At 62.3% G+C, this 24,047-nt stretch carries 30 protein-coding genes; 29 read left to right on the forward strand and 1 reads right to left on the reverse strand.

Annotated elements, in window-relative coordinates; genetic code table 11:
* The 6 genes from AC1DHX_RS13430 to AC1DHX_RS13455 all read left to right on the forward strand — a co-directional run.
* Nucleotides 1–3,711 (forward strand): DNA-directed RNA polymerase subunit beta' (locus AC1DHX_RS13430; protein ID WP_476900118.1); only part of this gene is annotated, 3,711 nt, incomplete at its 5' end.
* A gap of 399 nt (nucleotides 3,712–4,110) precedes the next feature.
* Complete coding sequence (gene rpsL / locus AC1DHX_RS13435; RefSeq protein WP_018773658.1) at nucleotides 4,111–4,485, forward strand: 30S ribosomal protein S12; 375 nt, start codon at nucleotides 4,111–4,113, stop codon at nucleotides 4,483–4,485.
* 1 nt (nucleotide 4,486) lies between these two features.
* Nucleotides 4,487–4,957: a 30S ribosomal protein S7 gene (gene rpsG / locus AC1DHX_RS13440; RefSeq protein ID WP_011692813.1), complete on the forward strand. Its 471-nt coding sequence runs from the start codon at nucleotides 4,487–4,489 to the stop codon at nucleotides 4,955–4,957.
* 69 nt (nucleotides 4,958–5,026) lie between these two features.
* Nucleotides 5,027–7,141, forward strand: a complete 2,115-nt coding sequence (gene fusA, locus AC1DHX_RS13445) for an elongation factor G (protein WP_476900119.1) — start codon at nucleotides 5,027–5,029, stop codon at nucleotides 7,139–7,141.
* A gap of 267 nt (nucleotides 7,142–7,408) precedes the next feature.
* Nucleotides 7,409–8,599, forward strand: coding sequence for an elongation factor Tu (tuf, locus tag AC1DHX_RS13450; RefSeq protein ID WP_018773660.1), 1,191 nt, complete (start codon nucleotides 7,409–7,411; stop codon nucleotides 8,597–8,599).
* Nucleotides 8,600–8,743: 144 nt separating this feature from the next.
* Nucleotides 8,744–8,869: a hypothetical protein gene (locus AC1DHX_RS13455; protein WP_256860042.1), complete on the forward strand. Its 126-nt coding sequence runs from the start codon at nucleotides 8,744–8,746 to the stop codon at nucleotides 8,867–8,869.
* A 17-nt stretch (nucleotides 8,870–8,886) separates the two neighbouring features.
* On the opposite strand, the gene AC1DHX_RS13460 is transcribed toward AC1DHX_RS13455, so the two are convergent.
* Nucleotides 8,887–10,311 (reverse strand): GH1 family beta-glucosidase, encoded by a 1,425-nt coding sequence (locus tag AC1DHX_RS13460; protein WP_476858994.1) that lies wholly within the window; start codon nucleotides 10,309–10,311, stop codon nucleotides 8,887–8,889.
* 410 nt (nucleotides 10,312–10,721) lie between these two features.
* On the opposite strand from AC1DHX_RS13460, the gene rpsJ reads away from it, so the two are divergent.
* The 23 genes from rpsJ to map all read left to right on the forward strand — a co-directional run bounded on the left by rpsJ (nucleotide 10,722) and on the right by map (nucleotide 23,941).
* Nucleotides 10,722–11,030: a 30S ribosomal protein S10 gene (gene rpsJ / locus AC1DHX_RS13465; protein ID WP_003803825.1), complete on the forward strand. Its 309-nt coding sequence runs from the start codon at nucleotides 10,722–10,724 to the stop codon at nucleotides 11,028–11,030.
* Nucleotides 11,031–11,047: 17 nt separating this feature from the next.
* Entirely contained in the window at nucleotides 11,048–11,698 is a 651-nt protein-coding gene (gene rplC / locus AC1DHX_RS13470; RefSeq protein ID WP_003803812.1) for a 50S ribosomal protein L3, read from the forward strand.
* A 4-nt stretch (nucleotides 11,699–11,702) separates the two neighbouring features.
* The gene (rplD, locus tag AC1DHX_RS13475; RefSeq protein ID WP_028275117.1) at nucleotides 11,703–12,323 is read left to right on the forward strand and encodes a 50S ribosomal protein L4; all 621 of its coding nucleotides are present in this window, start codon (nucleotides 11,703–11,705) and stop codon (nucleotides 12,321–12,323) included.
* Complete coding sequence (gene rplW / locus AC1DHX_RS13480) at nucleotides 12,320–12,625, forward strand: 50S ribosomal protein L23 (RefSeq protein ID WP_018773664.1); 306 nt, start codon at nucleotides 12,320–12,322, stop codon at nucleotides 12,623–12,625. The genes rplD and rplW overlap by 4 nt, the downstream gene beginning before the upstream one ends.
* Before the next feature lie 29 nt (nucleotides 12,626–12,654).
* Nucleotides 12,655–13,494: a 50S ribosomal protein L2 gene (rplB, locus tag AC1DHX_RS13485; protein WP_026266473.1), complete on the forward strand. Its 840-nt coding sequence runs from the start codon at nucleotides 12,655–12,657 to the stop codon at nucleotides 13,492–13,494.
* 12 nt (nucleotides 13,495–13,506) lie between these two features.
* On the forward strand, nucleotides 13,507–13,788 hold the full coding sequence (rpsS, locus tag AC1DHX_RS13490; RefSeq protein WP_018773666.1) for a 30S ribosomal protein S19: 282 nt from the start codon (nucleotides 13,507–13,509) through the stop codon (nucleotides 13,786–13,788).
* A gap of 38 nt (nucleotides 13,789–13,826) precedes the next feature.
* Nucleotides 13,827–14,192, forward strand: coding sequence for a 50S ribosomal protein L22 (gene rplV, locus AC1DHX_RS13495; RefSeq protein WP_003803798.1), 366 nt, complete (start codon nucleotides 13,827–13,829; stop codon nucleotides 14,190–14,192).
* Nucleotides 14,193–15,035, forward strand: coding sequence for a 30S ribosomal protein S3 (rpsC, locus tag AC1DHX_RS13500; RefSeq protein ID WP_028275116.1), 843 nt, complete (start codon nucleotides 14,193–14,195; stop codon nucleotides 15,033–15,035).
* A complete protein-coding gene (gene rplP / locus AC1DHX_RS13505) occupies nucleotides 15,036–15,452 on the forward strand; it encodes a 50S ribosomal protein L16 (protein ID WP_018773668.1) in 417 nt (138 codons plus the stop codon).
* A 2-nt stretch (nucleotides 15,453–15,454) separates the two neighbouring features.
* Entirely contained in the window at nucleotides 15,455–15,784 is a 330-nt protein-coding gene (rpmC, locus tag AC1DHX_RS13510; protein WP_018773669.1) for a 50S ribosomal protein L29, read from the forward strand.
* Nucleotides 15,781–16,089: a 30S ribosomal protein S17 gene (gene rpsQ, locus AC1DHX_RS13515; protein ID WP_018773670.1), complete on the forward strand. Its 309-nt coding sequence runs from the start codon at nucleotides 15,781–15,783 to the stop codon at nucleotides 16,087–16,089. Before rpmC ends, rpsQ begins: the two co-directional genes overlap by 4 nt.
* Before the next feature lie 546 nt (nucleotides 16,090–16,635).
* Complete coding sequence (gene rplN / locus AC1DHX_RS13520) at nucleotides 16,636–17,004, forward strand: 50S ribosomal protein L14 (protein WP_003803789.1); 369 nt, start codon at nucleotides 16,636–16,638, stop codon at nucleotides 17,002–17,004.
* Nucleotides 17,005–17,007: 3 nt separating this feature from the next.
* Entirely contained in the window at nucleotides 17,008–17,367 is a 360-nt protein-coding gene (gene rplX / locus AC1DHX_RS13525) for a 50S ribosomal protein L24 (RefSeq protein ID WP_028275000.1), read from the forward strand.
* Nucleotides 17,367–17,948, forward strand: a complete 582-nt coding sequence (gene rplE / locus AC1DHX_RS13530) for a 50S ribosomal protein L5 (protein ID WP_018773672.1) — start codon at nucleotides 17,367–17,369, stop codon at nucleotides 17,946–17,948. The genes rplX and rplE overlap by 1 nt, the downstream gene beginning before the upstream one ends.
* Before the next feature lie 96 nt (nucleotides 17,949–18,044).
* Nucleotides 18,045–18,443, forward strand: a complete 399-nt coding sequence (gene rpsH / locus AC1DHX_RS13535) for a 30S ribosomal protein S8 (protein ID WP_018773673.1) — start codon at nucleotides 18,045–18,047, stop codon at nucleotides 18,441–18,443.
* An 18-nt stretch (nucleotides 18,444–18,461) separates the two neighbouring features.
* Nucleotides 18,462–18,998, forward strand: a complete 537-nt coding sequence (gene rplF / locus AC1DHX_RS13540; protein ID WP_011692797.1) for a 50S ribosomal protein L6 — start codon at nucleotides 18,462–18,464, stop codon at nucleotides 18,996–18,998.
* A 2-nt stretch (nucleotides 18,999–19,000) separates the two neighbouring features.
* Nucleotides 19,001–19,384: a 50S ribosomal protein L18 gene (gene rplR / locus AC1DHX_RS13545; RefSeq protein WP_018773674.1), complete on the forward strand. Its 384-nt coding sequence runs from the start codon at nucleotides 19,001–19,003 to the stop codon at nucleotides 19,382–19,384.
* A 26-nt stretch (nucleotides 19,385–19,410) separates the two neighbouring features.
* Entirely contained in the window at nucleotides 19,411–20,091 is a 681-nt protein-coding gene (gene rpsE, locus AC1DHX_RS13550; protein ID WP_173403037.1) for a 30S ribosomal protein S5, read from the forward strand.
* 3 nt (nucleotides 20,092–20,094) lie between these two features.
* Nucleotides 20,095–20,301 (forward strand): 50S ribosomal protein L30, encoded by a 207-nt coding sequence (rpmD, locus tag AC1DHX_RS13555; protein ID WP_018773676.1) that lies wholly within the window; start codon nucleotides 20,095–20,097, stop codon nucleotides 20,299–20,301.
* The gene (gene rplO, locus AC1DHX_RS13560) at nucleotides 20,302–20,793 is read left to right on the forward strand and encodes a 50S ribosomal protein L15 (protein ID WP_018773677.1); all 492 of its coding nucleotides are present in this window, start codon (nucleotides 20,302–20,304) and stop codon (nucleotides 20,791–20,793) included. It abuts the gene before it with no gap.
* A 188-nt stretch (nucleotides 20,794–20,981) separates the two neighbouring features.
* Nucleotides 20,982–22,292, forward strand: coding sequence for a preprotein translocase subunit SecY (gene secY, locus AC1DHX_RS13565; protein WP_026266474.1), 1,311 nt, complete (start codon nucleotides 20,982–20,984; stop codon nucleotides 22,290–22,292).
* A gap of 5 nt (nucleotides 22,293–22,297) precedes the next feature.
* Nucleotides 22,298–22,867: an adenylate kinase gene (locus AC1DHX_RS13570; protein ID WP_476900122.1), complete on the forward strand. Its 570-nt coding sequence runs from the start codon at nucleotides 22,298–22,300 to the stop codon at nucleotides 22,865–22,867.
* 246 nt (nucleotides 22,868–23,113) lie between these two features.
* The gene (map, locus tag AC1DHX_RS13575) at nucleotides 23,114–23,941 is read left to right on the forward strand and encodes a type I methionyl aminopeptidase (protein ID WP_476851482.1); all 828 of its coding nucleotides are present in this window, start codon (nucleotides 23,114–23,116) and stop codon (nucleotides 23,939–23,941) included.
* The last annotated feature ends 106 nt before the right edge of the window (nucleotides 23,942–24,047 follow it).

The following is a 24,047-nucleotide window of genomic DNA, read 5'->3' on the forward strand; positions in this document are numbered from 1 at the left end:
AAGTACAAGCGCGTGCGCTTCAAGGGCATCATCTGCGAGCGGTGTGGCGTTGAGGTCACCCGTGCGAAGGTCCGCCGTGAGCGCATGGGCCACATCGAACTCGCCGCCCCGGTCACGCACATCTGGTACTTCAAGGGTGTTCCCTCCCGCCTGGGCTACCTCCTTGACCTGGCACCGAAGGACCTCGAAAAGGTCATCTACTTCGCCGCCTACATGATCACGAGCGTCGACGCCGACAGCCGCCACGAAGAACTGCCCAACCTCCAGGTTGAGCACGACATCGAGAAGAAGCAGCTGATCGACAACCGCGACTCGGACATCGCCACGATCGCCCGCGACCTTGAGAACGAGCTTGCCCGTCTCGAAGGCGAAGGCGCGAAGGCTGCCGACAAGAAGAAGGCCCGCGACTCCGCTGACCGCCAGATGGCGAACGTCCGCAAGCGTGCCGACGCCGAAATCGAGCGCCTCGAGCAGGTCTGGGACCGCTTCAAGAACCTCAAGGTCGCCGACCTCGAAGGTGACGAAGGCCTGTACCGCGAACTGCGCGACCGCTACGGCATGTACTTCGAAGGCTCCATGGGTGCCGAGGCCATCAAGAAGCGTCTTGAGAACTTCGACATGCAGGCCGAGTCGGACATGCTGCGCGACATCATCGCCAACGGCAAGGGCCAGCGCAAGACCCGCGCCCTGAAGCGGCTCAAGGTGGTCAACGCGTTCCTGACGACCAACAACAGCCCGCTCGGCATGGTGCTGGACGCCGTCCCGGTGATCCCGCCGGAACTGCGCCCGATGGTCCAGCTGGACGGTGGCCGCTTCGCGACCTCCGACCTCAACGACCTCTACCGCCGCGTGATCAACCGCAACAACCGCCTCAAGCGCCTGCTTGACCTCGGTGCTCCGGAGATCATCGTCAACAACGAGAAGCGCATGCTTCAGGAAGCTGTTGACAGCCTCTTCGACAACGGCCGACGCGGCCGTCCGGTCACCGGACCGGGCAACCGTCCGCTGAAGTCCCTGAGCGACATGCTCAAGGGCAAGCAGGGCCGTTTCCGCCAGAACCTCCTCGGCAAGCGCGTCGACTACTCCGGCCGTTCGGTCATCGTCGTCGGCCCGCAGCTGAAGCTGCACCAGTGTGGTCTGCCCAAGCAGATGGCCCTGGAGCTCTTCAAGCCGTTCGTGATGAAGCGCCTGGTKGACCTCAACCACGCCCAGAACATCAAGTCGGCCAAGCGCATGGTGGAGCGTTACCGTCCGCAGGTCTGGGACGTCCTCGAAGAGATCATCACCGAGCACCCCGTGCTGCTGAACCGTGCACCTACCCTGCACCGTCTCGGCATCCAGGCGTTCGAGCCGCAGCTTGTTGAAGGCAAGGCAATCCAGCTGCACCCGCTGGTTTGTGGCGCTTTCAACGCCGACTTCGACGGCGACCAGATGGCAGTCCACCTGCCGCTGAGCCCCGAAGCCCAGGCCGAGGCCCGCATCCTGATGCTCTCCTCGAACAACATCCTGAAGCCGTCTGACGGCCGCCCGGTGACCCTGCCGTCGCAGGATATGATCATCGGTCTCTACCACCTGACCACCAAGCGTGTCGGTTCAGCTGGCGAAGGCCGGATCTTCTCCTCGGTCGCGGAAGCCATCATGGCCTACGACCTTCACGAGCTGCACCTGAACTCCAAGGTCAAGATCCGGCTCGAGGGCTTCGTGCCCTACGCCGGCTGGGAAGCCCCGGAGGGCTGGGAGCCCGGTCAGATGGCACTGGTCGAGACCTCCCTCGGCCAGGTCATCTTCAACCAGACGCTGCCCGCGGATTACCCGTGGGTTGAGGATGTTGCCGACAAGGGCGAGCTGTCCCGGATCGTCAACGACCTCGCCGAGCGCTACCCGAAGGTGATCACGGCGGCAACGCTGGACAACCTGAAGGATGCCGGTTTCTACTGGGCCACCCGCTCCGGCGTGACCGTTGCCATCTCCGACATCGAGGTGCCCACGGACAAGCCGCGGATCCTCGCCGGTTACGAGACCATGGCCGCCAAGATCCAGGGCCAGTACGACAAGGGCCTGATCGACGACGACGAGCGTCGCCAGGAACTGATCGAAATCTGGAACAAGGCAACGAACGAGATCGCCCAGGCGATGCGTGACAGCCTGTCCCCGATGAACACGATCAACCGCATGGTGTCCTCGGGCGCACGTGGTAACTGGATGCAGGTCCGTCAGATCGCGGGTATCCGTGGCCTGGTGGCCAACCCTAAGGGTGAAATCATCCCGCGTCCGATCAAGTCCTCCTACCGCGAGGGCCTCTCGGTGCTGGAATACTTCATCGCCACGCACGGTGCCCGTAAGGGTCTGGCTGACACCGCCCTGCGTACCGCCAACTCGGGTTACCTGACCCGTCGTCTGGTSGACGTGKCGCAGGACGTCATTGTCCGCGAAGAGGACTGCGGTACCGAGCGCGGCCTGATGACCGCCATCGCCGTGGCCGACGCCAACGGCGTCCTCGTCCTGGACGAGAACGTCGAGAACAGCGCCTACGCCCGCACCCTGGCCGTCGACGTCGTCGACTCCAAGGGCAAGGTCCTGGCAGCAGCCGGCACCGACTGCGGCGACGTCGTCATTGCCGAACTGTTCGCAGCCGGCATCACCGAGGTCAAGGTCCGCTCCGTACTCACCTGTGAGTCCAGCGTCGGCACCTGCGCCCTGTGCTACGGCCGTTCGCTGGCCACTGGCAAGACCGTCGACATCGGTGAGGCCGTGGGCATCATTGCCGCGCAGTCCATCGGTGAGCCGGGTACCCAGCTGACCATGCGTACGTTCCACACCGGTGGTGCTGTTTCCGCCAGCGGTGGCGACGACATCACCCAGGGTCTGCCCCGTATCCAGGAGCTCTTCGAAGCCCGTACTCCGAAGGGTGTCGCACCGATTGCTGAAGCAGCCGGCCGCATCACCATCGAAGAGTCCGAGCGCCAGATGCGCCTGGTCATCACCCCGGATGACGGATCTGAAGAGATCGCCTACCCGGTGCTGCGCCGTTCACGTCTTCTCATCGAAGACGGCGATCACGTCAGCGTTGGCCAGAAGCTCATCAACGGCCCGGTCGACCCCAAGCAGGTGCTGCGCATCATGGGTCCCCGTGCCGCGCAGAAGTTCCTGGTGGACGAAGTCCAGGGCGTGTACCGCAGCCAGGGCATCGGTATCCACGACAAGCACGTCGAGGTTATCGTCCGCCAGATGCTGCGCCGCGTCACGGTCATCGAGTCCGGCGAATCCGACCTGCTGCCCGGCGAGCTCGCCGAACGCAGCCGTTTCGAAGAGGCCAACCGCCGCGTTGTGTCCGAGGGCAAGACGCCGGCATCCGGGCGTCCCGAGCTCATGGGCATCACCAAGGCGTCCCTGGCGACCGAGTCCTGGCTGTCCGCAGCTTCCTTCCAGGAGACCACCCGCGTCCTGACGCAGGCGGCCATGGAAGGCAAGAGCGATCCGCTGCTCGGCCTCAAGGAAAACGTCATCATCGGTAAGCTCATCCCGGCCGGCACGGGTCTCCCGCGCTACACCGAGGTCACCGTGGAACCCACTGAAGAAGCAAAGGCCAACCTGTTCACCGGCCCCAGCGCATTCAGTGACTTCTCCTACGACTCGCTGGGCGGCGACGGAGCTCCCGAGTTCCACGCCATCCCGCTGGATGACTACGATCTTGGCAGCGACTTCCGCTGAGCTGAGTGACTGACAGGCCCCGTTCCCACCTCGGTGGGGGCGGGGCCTTTCCAGTGGTAAAACCCCGCCGATTAAGGGCTGGGACCCGTCCGTGTTAGACTTGAGACTAATTGTTATTGTGGCAGTGGATGAGTGCGCCGGTTTGAGCCAGACAGCTTGCAGCTGAAAGGTTCAACCAGGACGACGTTTCCGGTTTGCAGGGTTCTTGTGCAACGTATGCCACATTTTCGCATGCCTAGGGGCAGTTCGGGTCGAAAGTCCTTGGACCCCGGCGTGCGGTCCGACTATTAAGGCTTCGCCTCGGCTGCTCTGGAGAGAACTTCAAAGCTCGGGCGGCGAGGCGCAGCGACAAGAGAGCGGCCGCCAACGGCCGCTCCGGATAAAACGGAGAACACGAGAGTGCCTACGATTAACCAGCTGGTCCGCAAGGGCCGCACGCCTAAGGTCAAAAAGACCAAGGCTCCCGCGCTTAACGGCAGCCCGATGCGCCGCGGTGTTTGCACCCGCGTTTACACGACGACCCCGAAGAAGCCGAACTCGGCTCTGCGTAAGGTTGCTCGCGTACGCCTCAACGGCGGCATTGAAGTCACCGCATACATCCCCGGTGTGGGCCACAACCTGCAGGAGCACTCCATTGTGCTCGTCCGCGGCGGCCGCGTGAAGGACCTTCCGGGTGTCCGCTACAAGATCGTCCGTGGCGCCCTCGATACCCAGGGTGTCAAGAACCGTAAGCAGGCTCGCAGCCGCTACGGCGCAAAGATGGAGAAGAAGTAATATGCCTCGCAAGGGTCCGGCCCCCAAGCGGCCGCTAGTTCTAGATCCCGTTTACGGCTCCCCGCTGGTCACCCAGCTCATCAACAAGGTGCTGGTTGACGGCAAGAAGTCCACCGCAGAGCGCATCGTTTACGGTGCCCTCGAGGGTGCTCGCGCCAAGTCCGGCGGCGACCCCGTTGCAGCCCTCAAGAAGGCCATGGAGAACGTCAAGCCTTCGCTTGAGGTCCGCTCCCGCCGTGTTGGTGGCGCCACGTACCAGGTTCCCGTTGAGGTCAAGCCGGGCCGTTCCACGGCCCTCGCCCTCCGCTGGCTGGTTGGCTACTCCAAGGCCCGCCGCGAAAAGACCATGACCGAGCGCCTCCAGAACGAAATCCTGGATGCCTCGAACGGTCTCGGTGCCGCTGTGAAGCGTCGCGAAGACACCCACAAGATGGCCGAGTCCAACAAGGCCTTCGCACACTACCGCTGGTAATACTTCCCGGACGCCGCCGGCTCGACTGAGCCGGCGGCGAACGTGCAGTCCATCCGAAAGGGAGACACCGTGGCACAGGACGTGCTTACCGACCTTAGCAAGGTCCGCAATATCGGCATCATGGCCCACATCGATGCCGGCAAGACCACTACTACCGAGCGCATCCTCTTCTACACGGGTGTGAACCACAAGATCGGCGAAACGCACGACGGCGCTTCGACGACTGACTGGATGGAACAGGAAAAGGAACGCGGCATCACCATCACGTCTGCCGCCGTGACCTGCTTCTGGGAAAACAACCAGATCAACATCATCGACACCCCCGGCCACGTGGACTTCACGGTCGAGGTTGAGCGCTCCCTGCGCGTCCTCGACGGCGCAGTCGCCGTGTTCGACGGCAAGGAAGGCGTGGAGCCGCAGTCCGAGACTGTTTGGCGCCAGGCTGACAAGTACAACGTTCCGCGCATCTGCTTCGTCAACAAGATGGACAAGCTCGGCGCTGACTTCTACTTCACCGTMGACACCATCATCAGCCGCCTCGGYGCCAAGCCGCTCGTCATGCAGCTGCCGATCGGCGCCGAGAACGACTTCATCGGCGTCGTCGACCTCCTTTACATGCGTTCGCTGGTCTGGCCCGGCGACGCCAAGGGTGACGTCACCATGGGTGCCAAGTACGAGATCCGCGAGATCCCGGCTGACCTCCAGGCGAAGGCCGAAGAGTACCGCGCAACGCTCATTGAGACCGTTGCCGAGTCCTCCGAGGAACTCATGGAGAAGTACCTTGAGGGCGAAGAGATCAGCATCGATGAGCTCAAGGCCGGCATCCGCAAGATGACGATCAACTCTGAGATCTACCCGGTCTTCTGTGGTTCTGCATTCAAGAACCGCGGCGTTCAGCCCATGCTCGACGCTGTGGTGGACTACCTGCCGAACCCGCTCGACGTCCCGCCGATGATCGGTCACGATCCCCGCGACGAAGAGAAGGAGCTTACCCGTAAGCCCTCCTCTGAAGAGCCCTTCTCCGCACTGGCGTTCAAGATCGCCGCGCACCCCTTCTTCGGCCAGCTGACCTTCGTCCGCGTGTACTCCGGTCACGTGGAAGCAGGCTCGCAGGTGGTCAACTCCACCAAGGGCAAGAAGGAGCGCATCGGCAAGCTGTTCCAGATGCACGCCAACAAGGAAATGCCCGTCGAGGGCGCTACCGCCGGCCACATCTACGCAGCGATCGGCCTCAAGGACACCACCACGGGCGACACCCTGTGCGATCCGGCCAACCAGATTGTCCTCGAGTCCATGAGCTTCCCGGAGCCCGTGATCTCGGTTGCGATCGAGCCGAACACGAAGGGTGACCAGGAGAAGCTCTCCACGGCCATCCAGAAGCTCTCCGCTGAGGACCCGACCTTCCAGGTCTCCCTCAACGAGGACACCGGCCAGACCATCATCGCCGGCATGGGCGAGCTCCACCTGGACATCCTGGTGGACCGCATGCGCCGCGAATTCAAGGTCGAGGCAAATGTTGGCAAGCCGCAGGTTGCTTACCGCGAAACCATCAAGCGTGCTGTAGAGCGTCACGACTACACGCACAAGAAGCAGACCGGTGGTTCCGGCCAGTTCGCAAAGATCCAGATCGCGATCGAGCCGCTGGACACCTCAGGTGGCGAGCTGTACGAGTTCGAGAACAAGGTCACCGGTGGCCGCGTTCCGCGCGAGTACATCCCGTCGGTCGACGCCGGCATCCAGGATGCGCTTAACGACGGCGTCCTGGCCGGTTACCCGGTTGTCGGCATCAAGGCGACGCTGATTGACGGCGCTTACCACGATGTTGACTCCTCGGAAATGGCGTTCAAGATCGCCGGCCGTATGGCTTTCAAGGAAGCCGCACGCAAGGCGAACCCTGTCCTGCTCGAACCGCTGATGGATGTCGAGGTCCGCACCCCTGAGGAATACATGGGTGAAGTTATCGGTGACCTCAACTCCCGCCGTGGCCAGATGCAGTCCATGGAAGATGCCSMKGGYGTCAAGGTKATYCGYGCRCACGTYCCGCTGTCCGGCATGTTCGGCTACATCGGTGACCTGCGYTCGAAGACCCAGGGCCGCGCTGTGTACTCCATGACGTTCAACAGCTACGCCGAGGTCCCGAAGGCAGTCGCCGACGAGATCATCCAGAAGAACCGCGGCGAGTAGTCTTCAAGACGCCTCGCAGCAACAAGAAACTCGGGTGCGTCTCCGCCAGCGGAGACACATCTGGTGCAAGTGGCCGGACTCCGGTCAGCTGTAGTCCGGCCAGGCCGGAGTTCGGCCGCCTGCACGAACAGGCTCTAGGCACTAGCATTAGTACCTGAATCTGCAATTTCATCAATCCAAAGCCCCCCAAGTAGACTTACTGGAGTTTCTGCCGCGACAAGCGCGGCCGAAGGGTAAGTCAATTTGAAAACGTTCTAGGAGGAACCTGTGGCAAAGGCAAAGTTCGAGCGGACTAAGCCGCACGTTAACATCGGTACCATTGGTCACGTTGACCACGGTAAGACGACGCTGACGGCCGCCATTTCCAAGGTGCTGTACGACAAGTACCCGACTCTCAACGAGAAGCGTGACTTCGCGTCGATTGACTCTGCTCCCGAAGAGCGTCAGCGCGGCATTACCATCAACATCTCCCACGTTGAGTACCAGACCGAGAAGCGCCACTACGCACACGTAGACGCTCCGGGTCACGCTGACTACATCAAGAACATGATCACCGGCGCTGCTCAGATGGACGGTGCAATCCTCGTGGTTGCCGCCACTGACGGCCCGATGGCTCAGACCCGCGAGCACGTTCTGCTCGCCCGCCAGGTTGGCGTTCCCTACCTGCTGGTCGCGCTGAACAAGGCTGACATGGTTGACGACGAAGAGCTCCTCGACCTCGTTGAAATGGAAGTTCGCGAGCTGCTCAGCTCGCAGGGCTTCGATGGCGACGAGGCTCCGGTTGTTCGCGTTTCCGGCCTGAAGGCCCTCGAAGGCGACCCCGTCTGGGTCAAGTCCGTTGAGGACCTCATGGCTGCTGTCGACGAGTCCGTTCCGGACCCCGTACGTGACCGTGACAAGCCCTTCCTGATGCCGATCGAAGATGTCTTCACGATCACCGGCCGTGGCACCGTTGTTACGGGCCGCGCCGAGCGTGGAACGCTCGCCATCAACTCCGAGGTCGAGATCGTCGGCATCCGCCCGGTCCAGAAGACCACGGTTACCGGTATCGAGATGTTCCACAAGCAGCTCGACGAAGCATGGGCCGGCGAGAACTGTGGCCTCCTGCTCCGCGGTCTGAAGCGCGACGATGTCGAGCGTGGCCAGGTTGTCGTCAAGCCGGGTTCCATCACCCCGCACACCGACTTCGAGGCTAACGTCTACATCCTCTCCAAGGACGAAGGCGGACGTCACAACCCGTTCTACTCCAACTACCGCCCGCAGTTCTACTTCCGCACCACGGACGTAACCGGCGTTATCACCCTGCCGGAAGGCACGGAAATGGTTATGCCCGGCGACAACACTGAGATGACCGTTGCGCTCATCCAGCCGATCGCAATGGAAGAGGGCCTCGGCTTCGCTATCCGCGAAGGCGGCCGCACCGTTGGTTCAGGACGCGTCACCAAGATCATCAAGTAATTACTTGCCGATCTGATGCTTTGCCCCTGATCAGCCAGCCGTCTGGCAGCTGAGCAGAGGATCGGGAACAGCCCCGCTGCACTTGCAGCGGGGCTGTTCCTTTTAAGTTCCTGATACCTTTGCAGGAAGGGAAGGGAGCTCACCATGGGCTGGTTCATTTTTCTGCTGATCGCCGCCGCGGTCGTCGTCGCGTTCTTTTGGGCGAAGAGGCACTTCCGCCAGGAGATCGAGCGCGCCAAGCGCATCAATAGGTCCAACCGCAACCAGTAGCCGCGGCCGGGCGGGGCTCAGGCCCGGCGTGCCCGCGCGAGGGCCTGGTACCAGTAGTACGAGTCTTTCGGCGTGCGCTTGAGGCTCGTGAAATCGACGTGCACCAGGCCGAAGCGCTGCGAGTAGCCGGCCGCCCATTCGAAGTTGTCCATCAGCGTCCAGACGTAATAGCCGAGCAGTTCGACGTCGTGGGCCACGCCCCCGGGGGAGGTCGCCTCCACCGCCTGGCTGAGGTGTGCGGCGAGGTAGCTGATCCGGCCGGCATCGGGAATGGGGCCGGTGACATGGTCCGGTTCGGGGAAGCTCGCCCCGCTCTCGGTGATGTAGAGCGGCGGCAGYGAGGACCCGTACCGGTCCTTCAGCTCCCGGAGCAGGATCCCCAGGTGGTCCGGAGCGACCGGCCAGCCGAATCCTGTGCGTTCATACTCCGGGAACGCGGCCATGTGGAACGGGACTTTCAGCATCGCCTCCGCGGTTGCCGAGGGGCTGTCGACGCCGCGTCCCGTGGCCACCTTCACGGGGTAGTAATAGTTCAGGCCGTAGAAATCCAGCGGCTGGTGGATCGTGGCCAGGTCCGCGTCGCTGATGCTCCGCATTGAACGGAACCACGGCCGGGCGATCAGCGGCAGCCGGGGAAAGCGGCCCAGGAGGATCGGGTCAGCGTAGAGCCGGTTCAGCACGAAGTCGAACACCCTGGCCAGCATCCTGTCTGTTGGCGAACCCGAAGCAGGCCGGACGGGGGAATGCAGGTTCGTGACCCCGATGGCGCCGGCGACGCCCTCCGCGCGCAGCGCCTGAACCGCCAGCCCGTGCCCCAGGAGCTGATGCCGCACCGACGGCAGGGCATCGAAGAGCAGGCCTCGGCCGGGTGCGTGGACGCCCAGGGCGTAGCCGTTCAGGGTAACCGAGGCGGGCTCGTTCAGCGTCACCCACTGCGCCACGCGGTCGCCGAACCGCTTGCCGGCGGCCGCGCTGTACTCGGCGAACCGTTCCGCCGTCGAACGGTTCATCCAGCCGCCCCGGTGCTCGAGGGGCAGCGGCGTATCCCAGTGGTAGAGAGTGGCCATGGGGGAGATGCCGGCGGCGAGGAGCCGGTCGATCAGGCGGTCGTAGAAGTCCAGCCCGGCCGCATTGAAGCGGCCGCTGCCCTCGGGCTGGACCCGCGGCCACGAGATCGAAAAGCGGTAGGAATCGATCCCGAGATCCCGCATCAGTTCGATGTCTTCCTCGGCGCGGTTGTAGTGGTCGCAGGCCACGGCGGGGGAGTGCCCGTGCAGGATGTTGCCGGGCTTTTCGGCAAAGGCGTCCCAGCCGGAGGGGCCGCGGCCGCCGGCGGCAAGGCTGCCCTCGATCTGGAATGCCGCGGAGGAAACACCCAGGGTGAATCCCGGGCTCAGGCGTGCGGCGAGGGCCTGAACTGCTACAGAGTCCTGCACAGTCATGCCCCTATCATCCATTCGACGGCGATTCAGGACAATGGCCCTCCGGCAGTGATTGCACCGCCGTGCAGAGGGCTGATTCGCTTCTGCCCGCAAATTCCGRCATACTAGATGAGTTGTTCAAGCGCTCTTTCGCGTCCCGATCCGGATAATGCCGGATGCCAGGGTCCAAGTAAGAGACCAAACATAACCCACTCCCCATGGAATTGCGGACGCGTACGTGTGAAAACATGCGACACGCCCGACCGCGGGGGTCGGTTGCGTCGGCAGGTTGAGGAACCCGGATCTTTCCGGATTCAGCTTGTGCGGCGGGTGGTAGTCACGACTTCAAATGCTTCGGCAGCCATACAACTAGTAAGTGAACAGGGCAGCCCTAATCAGGGGAAGCACAGACTGAAAGAGAGTCAGGCGACATGGCGGGACAAAAAATCCGCATCCGGCTGAAGTCATATGACCACGAGGTCATTGACGTTTCAGCACGGAAGATCGTTGAGACGGTCACGCGCGCAGGCGCAACTGTAGTTGGCCCCGTGCCGCTGCCGACGGAGAAGAACGTTTACTGCGTTATTCGCTCTCCGCACAAGTACAAGGACAGCCGCGAGCACTTCGAAATGCGCACGCACAAGCGTCTTATCGACATCATCGACCCCACGCCCAAGGCTGTTGATTCGCTCATGCGTCTCGACCTGCCGGCCGACGTGAACATCGAAATCAAGCTGTAGGGAGGTGCTGAGAGACTATGACCGCAACCCGTAACGTAAAGGGCCTGCTGGGCACGAAGCTCGGCATGACCCAGGTCTGGGACGAGAACAACAAGCTCATCCCCGTCACTGTGGTCCAGGCTGACTCGAACGTCATCACGCAGCTGCGCAACGCAGAAACTGATGGCTATGTCGCCGTTCAGATCGGCTACGGCCAGATCGATCCCCGCAAGGTCACCAAGCCGCTGGCTGGTCACTTTGAAAAGGCAGGCGTCACGCCTCGCCGCCACGTCGTAGAACTGCGCACTGCAGATGCTGACTCTTACGAGCTGGGCCAGGAGCTCTCCGTAGAGCTCTTCGAAGCCGGCCAGAAGATCGACGTCGTTGGCACCACCAAGGGTAAGGGCTTCGCCGGTGTTATGAAGCGTCACGGCTTCCACGGCGTTGGAGCTTCCCACGGTGCACACAAGAACCACCGTAAGCCCGGTTCAATCGGTGGCGCATCCACCCCGAGCCGCGTCTTCAAGGGCATGAAAATGGCCGGCCGCATGGGCGCCGTTCGTCACACCACGCTGAACCTCACGGTCCACGCGGTTGACGTCGAGAAGTCGCTGCTCCTGATCAAGGGCGCCGTTCCCGGCGCCCGCGGCCAGGTCGTACTCGTACGCACCGCCGTGAAGGGAGCCTAGTTCAATGACTAGCACTGTCAAGGTTGACCTGCCTGCAGAGATCTTCGACGTACAGACCAACGTGCCGCTGCTGCACCAGGTCGTCGTTGCCCAGCTCGCTGCTGCTCGCCAGGGTACCCACAAGACCAAGACCCGCGCCGAGGTTTCCGGTGCAGGTCGCAAGCCGTTCAAGCAGAAGGGCACCGGCCGCGCCCGTCAGGGTTCCATCCGTGCTCCTCACATGACCGGTGGTGGCGTTGTCCACGGCCCCACGCCGCGTGACTACAGCCAGCGCACCCCCAAGAAGATGATTGCTGCTGCACTGCGCGGCGCACTCTCGGACCGCGCCCGCAACGGCCGCGTCCACGTCGTTGCTGACCTGGTTGCCGGCTCCACGCCGTCCTCCAAAGAAGCACTGGCAACCCTGCGCGGAGTTTCCGAGCGCAAGAACCTGCTCGTTGTCATTGAGCGCGCCAACGATGTTGCTGCACTGTCCGTGCGCAACCTCGAGGAAGTTCACGTTCTGTACGCAGACCAGCTGAACACCTACGACGTTCTCGTTTCCGACGACGTAGTCTTCACCAAGGCTGCCTACGAAGCATTCGTTGCTGACAAGGTTGCAAAGAACGAGGAGGATGCCAAGTGAGTGCAGCCACCATCAAAGACCCGCGTGACGTCGTGCTTGCACCCGTTGTCTCGGAAAAGAGCTACGGCCTGATCGACGAGGGCAAGTACACCTTCCTGGTGGACCCCCGCTCGAACAAGACCGAGATCAAGCTGGCCGTGGAGAAGATTTTCTCCGTCAAGGTCGAATCGATCAACACCATCAACCGTGCCGGTAAGCGCAAGCGCACCAAATTCGGCTGGGGTACCCGCAAGAACACCAAGCGTGCAATTGTGAGCCTCAAAGAAGGCACTATCGACATCTTCGGCGGTCCGCTTTCATAGCGGAGACCACTTTAACGAGGAAATAAATTATGGGAATCCGTAAATACAAGCCGACTACCCCGGGCCGTCGCGGCTCGAGCGTAGCGGACTTCACTGAAATCACGCGGTCGACGCCGGAAAAGTCGTTGGTACGTCCCCTCCCGAAAAAGGGTGGCCGTAACAACTCCGGTAAGATCACGACCCGTCACAAGGGTGGTGGACACAAGCGCCAGTACCGTCTGATCGACTTCCGTCGCCACGACAAGGACGGCGTCAACGCCCGCGTTGCCGAAATCGAGTACGACCCGAACCGCACGGCTCGGATCGCCCTCCTGCACTACGTTGATGGCACCAAGCGTTACATCATCGCCCCGAACAAGCTGTCCCAGGGCGACTTCGTAGAGGCCGGCGCCGACGCTGACATCAAGCCCGGCAACAACCTTCCGCTGCGCAACATCCCGGTCGGTACCGTAATCCACGCAGTCGAACTGCGTCCGGGTGGCGGCGCCAAGATGGGCCGCTCCGCCGGCGCATCGATCCAGCTCGTTGCAAAGGAAGGCCGTTTCGCCCAGCTGCGTCTGCCTTCCGGCGAAATCCGCAACGTTGACGTGCGCTGCCGCGCAACCGTCGGCGAGGTCGGCAACGCCGAGCAGTCGAACATCAACTGGGGCAAGGCCGGCCGTATGCGGTGGAAGGGCGTTCGCCCGACCGTCCGTGGTGTCGCCATGAACCCGGTTGACCACCCCCACGGTGGTGGCGAGGGTAAGACGTCCGGTGGACGTCACCCCGTCAACCCGAACGGTAAGCGCGAAGGCCGCACCCGCCGTCCCAACAAAGAGAGCGACAAGCTTATTGTTCGTCGCCGTCGTACTGGCAAGAACAAGCGATAGGAGCCTGGACACATGCCACGCAGCCTGAAAAAAGGTCCTTTCGTTGACCAGCACCTCTTTGTAAAGGTAGCCAGGGAAAACGAAAAGGGCACCAAGAACGTCATCAAGACCTGGTCCCGCCGTTCGATGATCGTCCCCGACATGCTCGGCCACACGATCGCCGTACACGACGGACGCAAGCACATCCCCGTGTTTGTCACTGAGTCGATGGTCGGGCACAAGCTCGGCGAATTCGCTCCCACGCGGACATTCCGCGGCCATGTCAAGGACGACCGTAAGGGCAAGCGCCGCTAGGCGCCTGCACTTACGTCAAAGACGAGAGAAGGAAAGCAATGGAAGCCAAGGCAATTGCGCGTCACATCCGCGTAACGCCTATGAAGGCCCGGCGCGTCGTCAACCTTGTTCGTGGTAAGCAAGCGAATGAGGCTCTGGCAATTCTGAAGTTTGCCCCCCAGGCAGCTTCGGAGCCGGTATTCAAGGTAGTTCAGTCGGCAATCTCCAACGCCCGGGTCCTCGCGGACCGCGACGGCGTGGCGTTTGACGAAGGTGACCTCATCATCAGCGAAGCGTTTGTTGATGAAGGCCCGACCATGAAGCGGTTCCAGCCGCGAGCCCAGGGTCGTGCATTTCAGATCAAGAAGCGCACGAGCCACATCACCGTGGTAGTCGCTACCCCGGAGAAAGAGGAGGCTCGCTAAGTGGGACAGAAAGTTAACCCGCACGGGTTCCGACTCGGCATCACCACCGATCACGTATCGCACTGGTTCGCCGACAGCACCAAGGCCGGCCAGCGGTACAAGGACTTCGTTCGCGAAGACATCCGTATCCGCCAGCTCATGTCCACGGGCATGGAGCGCGCCGGTATCGCCAAGGTCGAAATCGAGCGCACCCGCGACCGTGTCCGCGTGGATATCCACACGGCACGTCCGGGCATCGTCATCGGCCGCCGCGGCGCTGAAGCAGACCGCATCCGCGGCGAGCTTGAGAAGCTCACGGGCAAGCAGGTTCAGCTGAACATCCTCGAGGTCAAGAACCCCGAGATGGAAGCCCAGCTTGTTGCCCAGGGCGTTGCAGAGCAGCTGACTTCCCGCGTGGCTTTCCGCCGTGCGATGAAGAAGGCCATGCAGTCCGCACAGCGCGCCGGTGCCAAGGGCATCCGGATCGCTTGCTCGGGTCGACTGGGCGGCGCAGAAATGTCCCGCTCGGAGTTCTACCGCGAAGGCCGTGTGCCCCTGCACACCCTGCGTGCGAACATCGACTACGGCTTCTACGAGGCCAAGACCACCTTCGGCCGCATCGGCGTGAAGGTCTGGATCTACAAGGGCGACGTCACTGCCAAGGAACTGGCTCAGCAGGCAGCTGCTGCTCCGTCCCGTGGCCGTGCCGGCGACCGCCCGGGCCGCCCGGGTGGCGCCGACCGTGGTGACCGCCGCCGTCGTCCCGACCGCCCCGCAGCCGAGGCAGCACCTGCCGCCGAAGCTCCGGCTGTCGAAGCCGGTGCCGCAGGCACGGCACAGTCAGTAGAAGGAGGACAGGCTTAAATGCTTATCCCACGTCGAGTCAAGCACCGTAAGCAGCACCACCCGGGTCGTTCCGGCGCTGCTACGGGCGGCACCCAGGTCTCCTTCGGTGAGTGGGGCATCCAGGCGCTGAGCCCGGCCTACGTCACGAACCGTCAGATCGAATCTGCCCGTATCGCGATGACCCGCCACATCAAGCGTGGCGGAAAGGTCTGGATCAACATTTACCCGGACCGTCCGCTGACGAAGAAGCCGGCCGAAACCCGCATGGGTTCCGGTAAGGGTTCTCCGGAATGGTGGGTCTCAAACGTCAAGCCGGGCCGGGTTCTCTTCGAACTCTCCGGTGTCAGTGAAGAGGTAGCTCGCGAGGCCCTGCGCCTGGCAATCCACAAGCTGCCGTTGAAGGCACGCATTGTGCGTCGCGAAGGTGGTGAGTAGAAATGGCAGTAGGATCCAAGGAACTTGCATCCGCACAGCTGGACGGTTTCGACAACGAGCGTCTCGTTGAAGAACTCCGCAAGGCCAAGGAAGAGCTGTTCAACCTGCGTTTCCAGTCCGCCACCGGTCAGCTGGAGAACCACGGTCGTCTGCGCGCGGTAAAGAAGGACATCGCCCGCATCTACACCGTTCTCCGTGAGCGCGAACTCGGCATTCGTGCCGAGGTTGCCGCACCGGTTGTGGAAGCCAAGGAAGAGAAGAAGTCCAAGAAGGCTGCAACCAAGAAGGCTGAGAAGGCTGAAACGGTTGAATCCGAGGAGGATGCCAAGTGAGTGAAAAGGACGAGAACGTGACGGAAACTGTTTCCGACGCAGCCAAGGCTGACGAGCGCGGTTACCGTAAGACGAAGCGCGGCTACGTCGTCTCGGACAAGATGGAAAAGACCATCACTGTCCAGGTCGAAGACCGCGTGAAGCACGCCCTCTACGGCAAGGTCATCCGCCGCAACGCCAAGATCAAGGCTCACGACGAAGAGAACAGCGCCGGCATCGGCGACCTCGTGCTCCTCGCCGAGACCCGCCCGCTGTCCGCTACCAAGCGGTGGCGTCTGGTCGAGATCCTCGAGAAGGCCAAGTAACACCTGCACCTGTTTGTCTGGTGATACAGCAGAAGCCCTCGTTCCCCTTTGGGGGAGCGGGGGCTTCTGCGTTGCCGGCAGCCGCCGCAGCCGGCAGCCTGCGACTGGCGGCAGCAGTTTACCGTGTTCGTCACGCGAAGCAGCCTTCGGGGGGCTTACGACGCCGGCGGGCCGGGTTCCCGGGGTGCGCGGCGGGCGGGCCCAAAGCCTGTCCGGCGTAACGGCGTCGCGGCTGCGCGGGAGGGGTGTGCGGGCTCCATGGCTGTGATAGGGGGATACGCCCAAAACGTGCTAAGATTTTGAGTTTGTATGGCGCCTTTTGCGCGCCGTCATCAACCTCGTAAACAATCGTGCCACGGCATAGTGCCCCCTTGCGCCCCGACTCGTCGGGAACCGCCTGGGAAGCAAATGTTTTTGGCACGGGCGTTTAGGCCTGGTCTGGCAAAATCCAGGCAGGTCAAGAGACACCCCGATCAACCGTTCCGCAAGGCTCATTCCGTAGGAAGATTTTCGGTCTGAGAACCAGCGCGACGCAAGGAGTAAATAGTGATTCAGCAGGAGTCGCGACTCAAGGTCGCCGACAACACGGGTGCTAAGGAAATCCTTACCATTCGCGTTCTCGGTGGATCTGGCCGTCGCTACGCAGGCATTGGCGACGTAATCGTCGCTACCGTCAAGGACGCAATTCCGGGCGGCAACGTAAAGAAGGGCGACGTCGTCAAGGCTGTCATCGTCCGTACCAAGAAGGAACGCCGCCGTGCGGATGGTTCCTACATCAAGTTTGACGAGAACGCAGCCGTCATCCTGAAGAACGACGGTGACCCCCGCGGTACCCGTATCTTCGGACCGGTTGGTCGTGAACTTCGCGACAAGAAGTTCATGAAGATCGTTTCTCTGGCTCCGGAGGTGCTCTAGTCCATGGCTAAGATCAAAAAGGGTGACCTCGTTCAGGTCATCACTGGCGCCAAGGCTGAGCGCGGCGGCGACAAGGGTAAGCAGGGCAAGGTTCTGCGCGTGTACCCGGAGACCAACCGCGTGTTGGTTGAAGGCATTAACCGCGTAACCAAGCACACCAAGGTCGGTCAGTCGCAGCGCGGCACCAAGACCGGTGGCATCGAGGTCGTCGAGGCTTCGATCCACATCTCCAACGTGGCTCTGGTTGACCCGTCCACCAAGAAGCCCACCCGCGTCGGTTTCCGCACCGAGACCGTTGAGCGCGATGGCGTGAAGCGTGACGTGCGCGTCCGCGTGGCCAAGAGCTCAGGGAAGGACATCTAATGACTGAGACTCTCGAGACTCCGGCAAGCAAGATCGTTCCTCGTCTGAAGACCAAGTACGCCGATTCCATCAAGAACACGCTGACTGAGGAATTCAAGTACCAGAACGTCAACCAGGTTCCCCGCCTGGTGAAGGTCGTTGTGAACATGGGTGTTGGAGATGCCGCCAAGGACTCCAAGCTGATCGACGGCGCTGTCCGCGATTTGACCCTGATCACCGGCCAGAAGCCGCAGGTAACCAAGGCCCGCAAGTCGATCGCACAGTTCAAGCTGCGCGAAGGCATGCCGATCGGTGCACACGCAACTCTGCGTGGGGACCGCATGTGGGAATTCCTGGACCGTCTGGTCACGCTGGCCCTGCCGCGTATCCGCGACTTCCGTGGCCTCAGCGGCAAGCAGTTCGATGGCAACGGCAACTACACCTTCGGTCTGACCGAGCAGGTTATGTTCCACGAGATCGACCAGGATTCCATTGACCGCGTTCGCGGTATGGACATCACCGTCGTGACCACTGCCAAGACCGACGACGAAGGCCGCGCGCTGCTGAAGGCGCTTGGCTTCCCGTTCAAGACCGAAGACTAATCTAGCTACGTAAAAGGTCCGCCCGCGCTCCGTTCCGAATTCTGTTCGGGACAACCGGCACGGCGGAAACCGTTATGAGGAAGGGCAAGAGCCCACATGACAATGACAGATCCCGTCGCAGACATGCTTACGCGTCTGCGCAACGCTAACTCGGCATACCACGATTCCGTGACCATGCCGTACAGCAAGCTCAAGGCACGCGTTGCYGACATCCTGAAGGCYGAAGGTTACATCGCCTCCTGGAAAGAAGAAGACGCTGAGGTTGGCAAGAAGCTGACCCTCGAGCTCAAGTTCGGTCCGAACCGCGAGCGTTCAATCGCTGGCGTTCGTCGTATTTCCAAGCCGGGACTGCGCGTTTACGCAAAGTCCACCAACCTGCCGCACGTGCTCGGTGGCCTGGGTGTCGCAATCCTGTCCACCTCTTCCGGCCTCTTGACTGACAAGCAGGCCGGCAAGAAGGGCGTGGGCGGCGAAGTCCTCGCTTACGTCTGGTAACGGGAAAGGAAGAGAATAATGTCACGTATTGGACGTCTCCCCATCACCGTTCCTGCCGGCGTTGAGGTCAAGGTTGACGGCTCTGTCGTCAGCGTCAAGGGTTCCAAAGGCGAGCTGAGCCACACTGTGGCCAGCCCGATCGAGGTTTCCCTGGAAGATGGCACCCTGACTGTCGCCCGCCCGAACGACGAGCGCGCCTCACGTTCGCTGCACGGCCTGACCCGCACCCTGATCGCCAACATGATCCAGGGTGTCACCGCAGGCTACGAGAAGAAGCTTGAGATTGTCGGTACCGGTTACCGCGTCCAGGCCAAGGGTTCTGACCTGGAGTTCGCTCTGGGCTACAGCCACCCGGTCAACGTCTCGGCACCGAACGGCATCACCTTTGCAGTTGAGACCCCGACCAAGCTCTCTGTTTCAGGTATCTCCAAGCAGCAGGTCGGCGAGGTTGCTGCCAACATTCGCAAGCTGCGGAAGCCGGACCCCTACAAGGGCAAGGGCATCCGTTACGCAGGCGAAGTCATCCGCCGCAAGGTCGGAAAGGCTGGTAAGTAACCATGGCGATCGCAATTAACAAGAAGCGTACGAACAAGAGCAAGTCTGCCCAGCGCAGCCGCCGCCAGCTTCGTATCCGCAAGCGCATCTCCGGAACGGCTGTACGCCCGCGTCTGGTCGTCAACCGCTCCGCACGTCACGTATTCGTCCAGGTTGTCGATGACACCAAGGGCCTGACCGTGGCAAGCGCCTCCACACTGGAAGCCGACCTTCGTGCATTCGACGGTGACAAGACCGCCAAGGCCAAGCGCGTTGGCGAAYTGGTCGCCGAGCGTGCCAAGGCTGCCGGTATCGAAGCAGTTGTCTTCGACCGCGGTGGTAACAAGTACCACGGCCGGATCGCCGCCGTCGCTGACGGCGCACGTGAAGGTGGGCTGGCACTGTGACCGAAAATAACGAAAAGGACATTCAGGTGACTGAAGCTGTAGCTGCTCCGGCAACTGAGACCGCTGCGCCTGCTACCACTGACGACCGCCGTGGTGGCGCTCGTCGTGGCGAGCGTGGCGACCGCGGCCAGGGCCGTGGCGACCGTGGCGGCCGTGGTGGCCGTGACGGCGGCCGCGAGGCCGAGAAGAGCCAGTTCGTAGAGCGCGTCGTAACCATCAACCGCGTTTCCAAGGTCGTCAAGGGTGGTCGTCGCTTCAGCTTCACCGCCCTCGTCGTCGTCGGTGACGGCAACGGCATGGTCGGCGTCGGCTACGGCAAGGCAAAGGAAGTTCCTGCCGCTATCGCGAAGGGCGTTGAAGAGGCCAAGAAGTCCTTCTTCCGCGTTCCCCGCATCGGCAGCACCATCCCGCACCGCGTTCAGGGTGAGGCCGCCGCAGGCGTCGTCATGCTGCGCCCGGCTTCCGCCGGTACCGGTGTTATCGCCGGTGGCCCGGTCCGTGCAGTACTGGAGTGCGTGGGCATCCACGACATCCTCTCCAAGTCGCTCGGTTCTTCCAACGCCATCAACATCGTTCACGCGACCGTTGACGCGCTGAAGCGCCTCGAAGAGCCGGCAGCAGTGGCAGCACGCCGCGGCCTCCCGCTCGACGAGATCGCCCCGCCGGCAATGGTCAAGGCGCTCCTGAACCAGAAGGCAGGTGTCTGAGTCATGGCTAAGAACGTGCTTGTCTCCGACGCAAAGTTGGAGATCACTCAGATCAAGTCCGCCATTGGCGGCAAGCAGAACCAGCGCGACACCCTGCGGTCCCTCGGCCTGAAGCGGATCGGACACACCGTTGTCCGCACCGCCGACGCCGTGACCGTCGGGATGCTCAACACGGTTCCGCACCTGGTAAAGGTAGAGGAGGCGAAGTAAATGGCAGAGAAGAACACCGCCGAAAAGGCACAGGGCGCCGCTGAGAAGCAGAACGCACTGAAGGTTCACCACCTGCGTCCCGCCCCGGGTGCCAAGACCGCCAAGACCCGTGTTGGTCGTGGTGAAGGTTCCAAGGGTAAGACCGCTGGTCGCGGTACCAAGGGTACGAAGGCCCGCTACCAGATCAAGGCTGGCTTTGCCGGCGGCCAGCTGCCGCTGCACATGCGCCTGCCGAAGCTGCGCGGCTTCAAGAACCCGTTCCGGGTTGAGTACCAGGTTGTAAACCTGGACAAGCTCAACGAGCTGTTCCCGGAAGGTGGCGCTGTCACCGTGGAGAACCTGGTCGAAAAGGGTGCCGTTCGCAAGAACCAGCCCGTCAAGGTGCTGGGCACCGGCGACATCACCGTCAAGGTTGACGTCACCGTCCACGCATTCTCGGCCAGCGCTGCTGACAAGATTGCTGCAGCAGGCGGAAGCACCACCGCCCTCTAACGAGGCGGCGGGGCAGTTGCCCGTTGTTGAAACTCCCGGTACCAGGGGCTCAGGCCCCCGGTGCCGGGAGTTTTTTTTCATTTTCCGGGCCCCGCCGATTGTTCGCGGGGCGCATCCACCCGTTAGACTCGGTTGTTGGGTTTATTTGACCTGTCTCACACGACTTTACTTATTACTCAGGAGGACGCTTGCTTAGCGCATTTGGCCGGGCCTTTCGCACGCCTGATCTGCGACGCAAGTTGTTGTTCACGCTGGGAATCATCACAATCTTCCGCTTGGGTGCCTTCATCCCCTCGCCTGGTGTGAGCTACCAGAATGTCCAGCAATGCTTGCAGAACGGTCAGACCTCGGGCGGGATTTACCAGCTCGTCAACCTGTTCAGCGGCGGTGCATTGCTGCAGGTGTCCATCTTTGCCCTCGGCATCATGCCGTACATCACCGCCAGCATCATCGTCCAGCTGCTCCGGGTGGTCATTCCCCGTTTCCAGCAGCTGTATGAGGAGGGCGCGTCAGGGCAGTCGAAACTGACCCAGTACACCCGCTACCTCACGATCGCACTTGGCCTGCTCAACGCCACGACACTGGTGTCGCTGGCACGCTCCGGCCAGCTGCTGCCTAACTGCCAGCTGCCGATCATCCCGGACAGCTCGATCGTCACCACGGTCCTGATCATCATCACGCTCACGGCCGGCACAGGCCTGATCATGTGGATGGGCGAGCTCGTGACGGAAAAGGGCGTCGGCAACGGCATGTCCCTGCTGATCTTCACGTCCATCGCCGCAGGCTTCCCCGGCTCGCTCGGTGCGATCTGGAAGGCCCAGGGCCCCGGCACGTTCTTCCTGGTCCTGATCATCGGCCTGCTCACCGTGGCGCTCGTGGTCTTCGTGGAGCAGTCCCAGCGCCGGATCCCGGTGCAGTACGCCAAGCGGATGATCGGCCGCCGCACGGTCGGCGGAACCAGCACCTACATCCCCATCAAGGTGAACATGGCCGGCGTCGTGCCCGTCATCTTTGCCTCGTCCATGCTCTACCTGCCGGGGCTGATCTCACAGTTCAACCAGCCCAAGGCCGGCGAGCCGGTACAGCCCTGGGTTGAGTGGATCAACAACAACCTCACCAAGGGCGACCACCCGATCTATATGGCACTGTATTTCGCCATGATTGTGTTTTTCACCTACTTCTATGTTGCGATTACTTTCAACCCCGAAGAGGTCTCGGACAACATGAAGAAGTACGGCGGCTTCATTCCGGGCATCCGCGCCGGCAAGCCGACCGCGGACTATCTTCAGTACGTCCTATCCCGGATCACCCTGCCCGGCGCCTTCTACCTCGGCTTCGTGGCATTGATCCCGCTGGTTGCACTGGTCCTGATTAACGCGAACCAGAACTTCCCGTTCGGCGGCACCTCGATCCTGATCATGGTGGGCGTCGGTCTGGAGACCGTGAAGCAGATTGATGCGCAACTACAGCAACGTCACTACGAAGGGCTTTTGCGATGACGAGAATGTTGATTATCGGACCTCCCGGGTCCGGCAAGGGAACGCAGGCGGAACGCATTTCAGAACGCCTCGGCGTCGTTGCGATCTCCACCGGAGACATCTTCCGCGCCAACGTCAAGGGTGAGACTCCGCTCGGCRTCGAAGCCAAGAAGTACATGGACGCCGGCGACTTCGTCCCGGACAGCGTSACCAACAAGATGGTGCGCGACCGCCTCAATGAGGACGACGTCGAGGCAGGCTTCCTGCTCGACGGGTACCCGCGCACCACCGCGCAGGTGGACTACCTCGAAGACATCCTCGCTGGCGCTGACCAGAAGCTCGACGTCGTGCTCCAGCTCACCGCTGACGACGAGGAACTGGTTACCCGCCTCCTGGGCCGTGCCAAGGAAACCGGCCGCAGCGACGATAACGAAGGCGTTATCCGTCACCGGCTGGACCTGTACCACGAGCAGACCGAACCTGTGGTGGCCAAGTATGCCGAACGCGGCATCCTGACCCAGGTGGACGGCATCGGTGCCATCGACGAAGTCACCGAGCGCGTCATGGAAGCGATCAAGTCGGCCCAGGCCGCCTGATCCTCACCCCCTGATCCACGCATGCTCATTGCGGCTGACGCAGAACAGAGACGCAGTGCAGAAGGGCGCGTTCCGTACCATCGGGTACGGAACGCGCCCTTCGGCGTTGGGCGGCCCCGCAGCGAGCCCGTTCCGAACCGTTGAACCGGTACGGGAGAATAGAGCTTGAAGACTTGGGTTGATGACCCATGGTGGAGGTCCGGGATCCAGCCCGCCCGGACCGCGAGAGAAAATTTTGAGGTAGCGATGGCATTCGGCCAGGCACGCATTGAATACAAGACCAACGCCCAGATGCGCACGATGCACGAGGCCGGACTGGTCCTGAGCCGGGCACTGGATGCGGCGGTGGCCGCCGCGGCCCCCGGCGTCACCACTGCCCGGCTGGATGAGGTCTTCGCCGCCGTGCTTCAGGACGCCGGCGCCAAGTCCAACTTCCTCGGCTACCACGGGTTCCCGGCCACGATCTGCACCTCGGTGAACGAAGAGGTGGTGCACGGCATCCCCGGCGGCCGGGTCCTGGCGGACGGCGACATCATCTCGATCGACGGCGGCGCGATCGTGGACGGCTGGCACTCCGATTCGGCGCGGACCGTGATTGTCGGCACCGCCGATCCCGAAGACGTTCGCCTCTCCGAGGTTACCGAGGAAGCCATGTGGCGTGGCATCGCAGCCCTGGCCACCGGGAAATTCGTGGGTGATATCGGCAACGCCGTGGACGACTACGTCTCCTCCGTGCCGGGCAAACCGCTGGGCATCCTGGAGGACTATGTAGGGCACGGAATCGGCTCCGAGATGCACATGGCGCCGGACGTGCTGAACTACCGCACCGGCCACCGCGGGCCGAAGATCCGCCCGGGGCTGTGCCTCGCAATCGAGCCCATGCTGGTCCGGGGCAGCATCGAGACCGCAATCCTGGACGACGACTGGACCGTCGTCACCACGGATGGCAAGCGCTCCTGCCAGTGGGAGCACTCGGTGGCCGTGCACGAGAAGGGGATCTGGGTCCTCTCGGCACCTGACGGGGGAGCGGCGAAACTGGCGCCGCTCGGCGTCGTGCCCGTCCCGATTCCCTAGGCCCGACTCACACGGCGACTCGCGGGATTTCTGGCGACGCGCAAAATCCCTGGCGACACCGGAATACGGTAGCGCCAGGGATTTTGCGTGTCGCAGGTCAGCCGGG

It is taken from the genome of Arthrobacter sp. 05N33_2 (assembly GCF_056397425.1).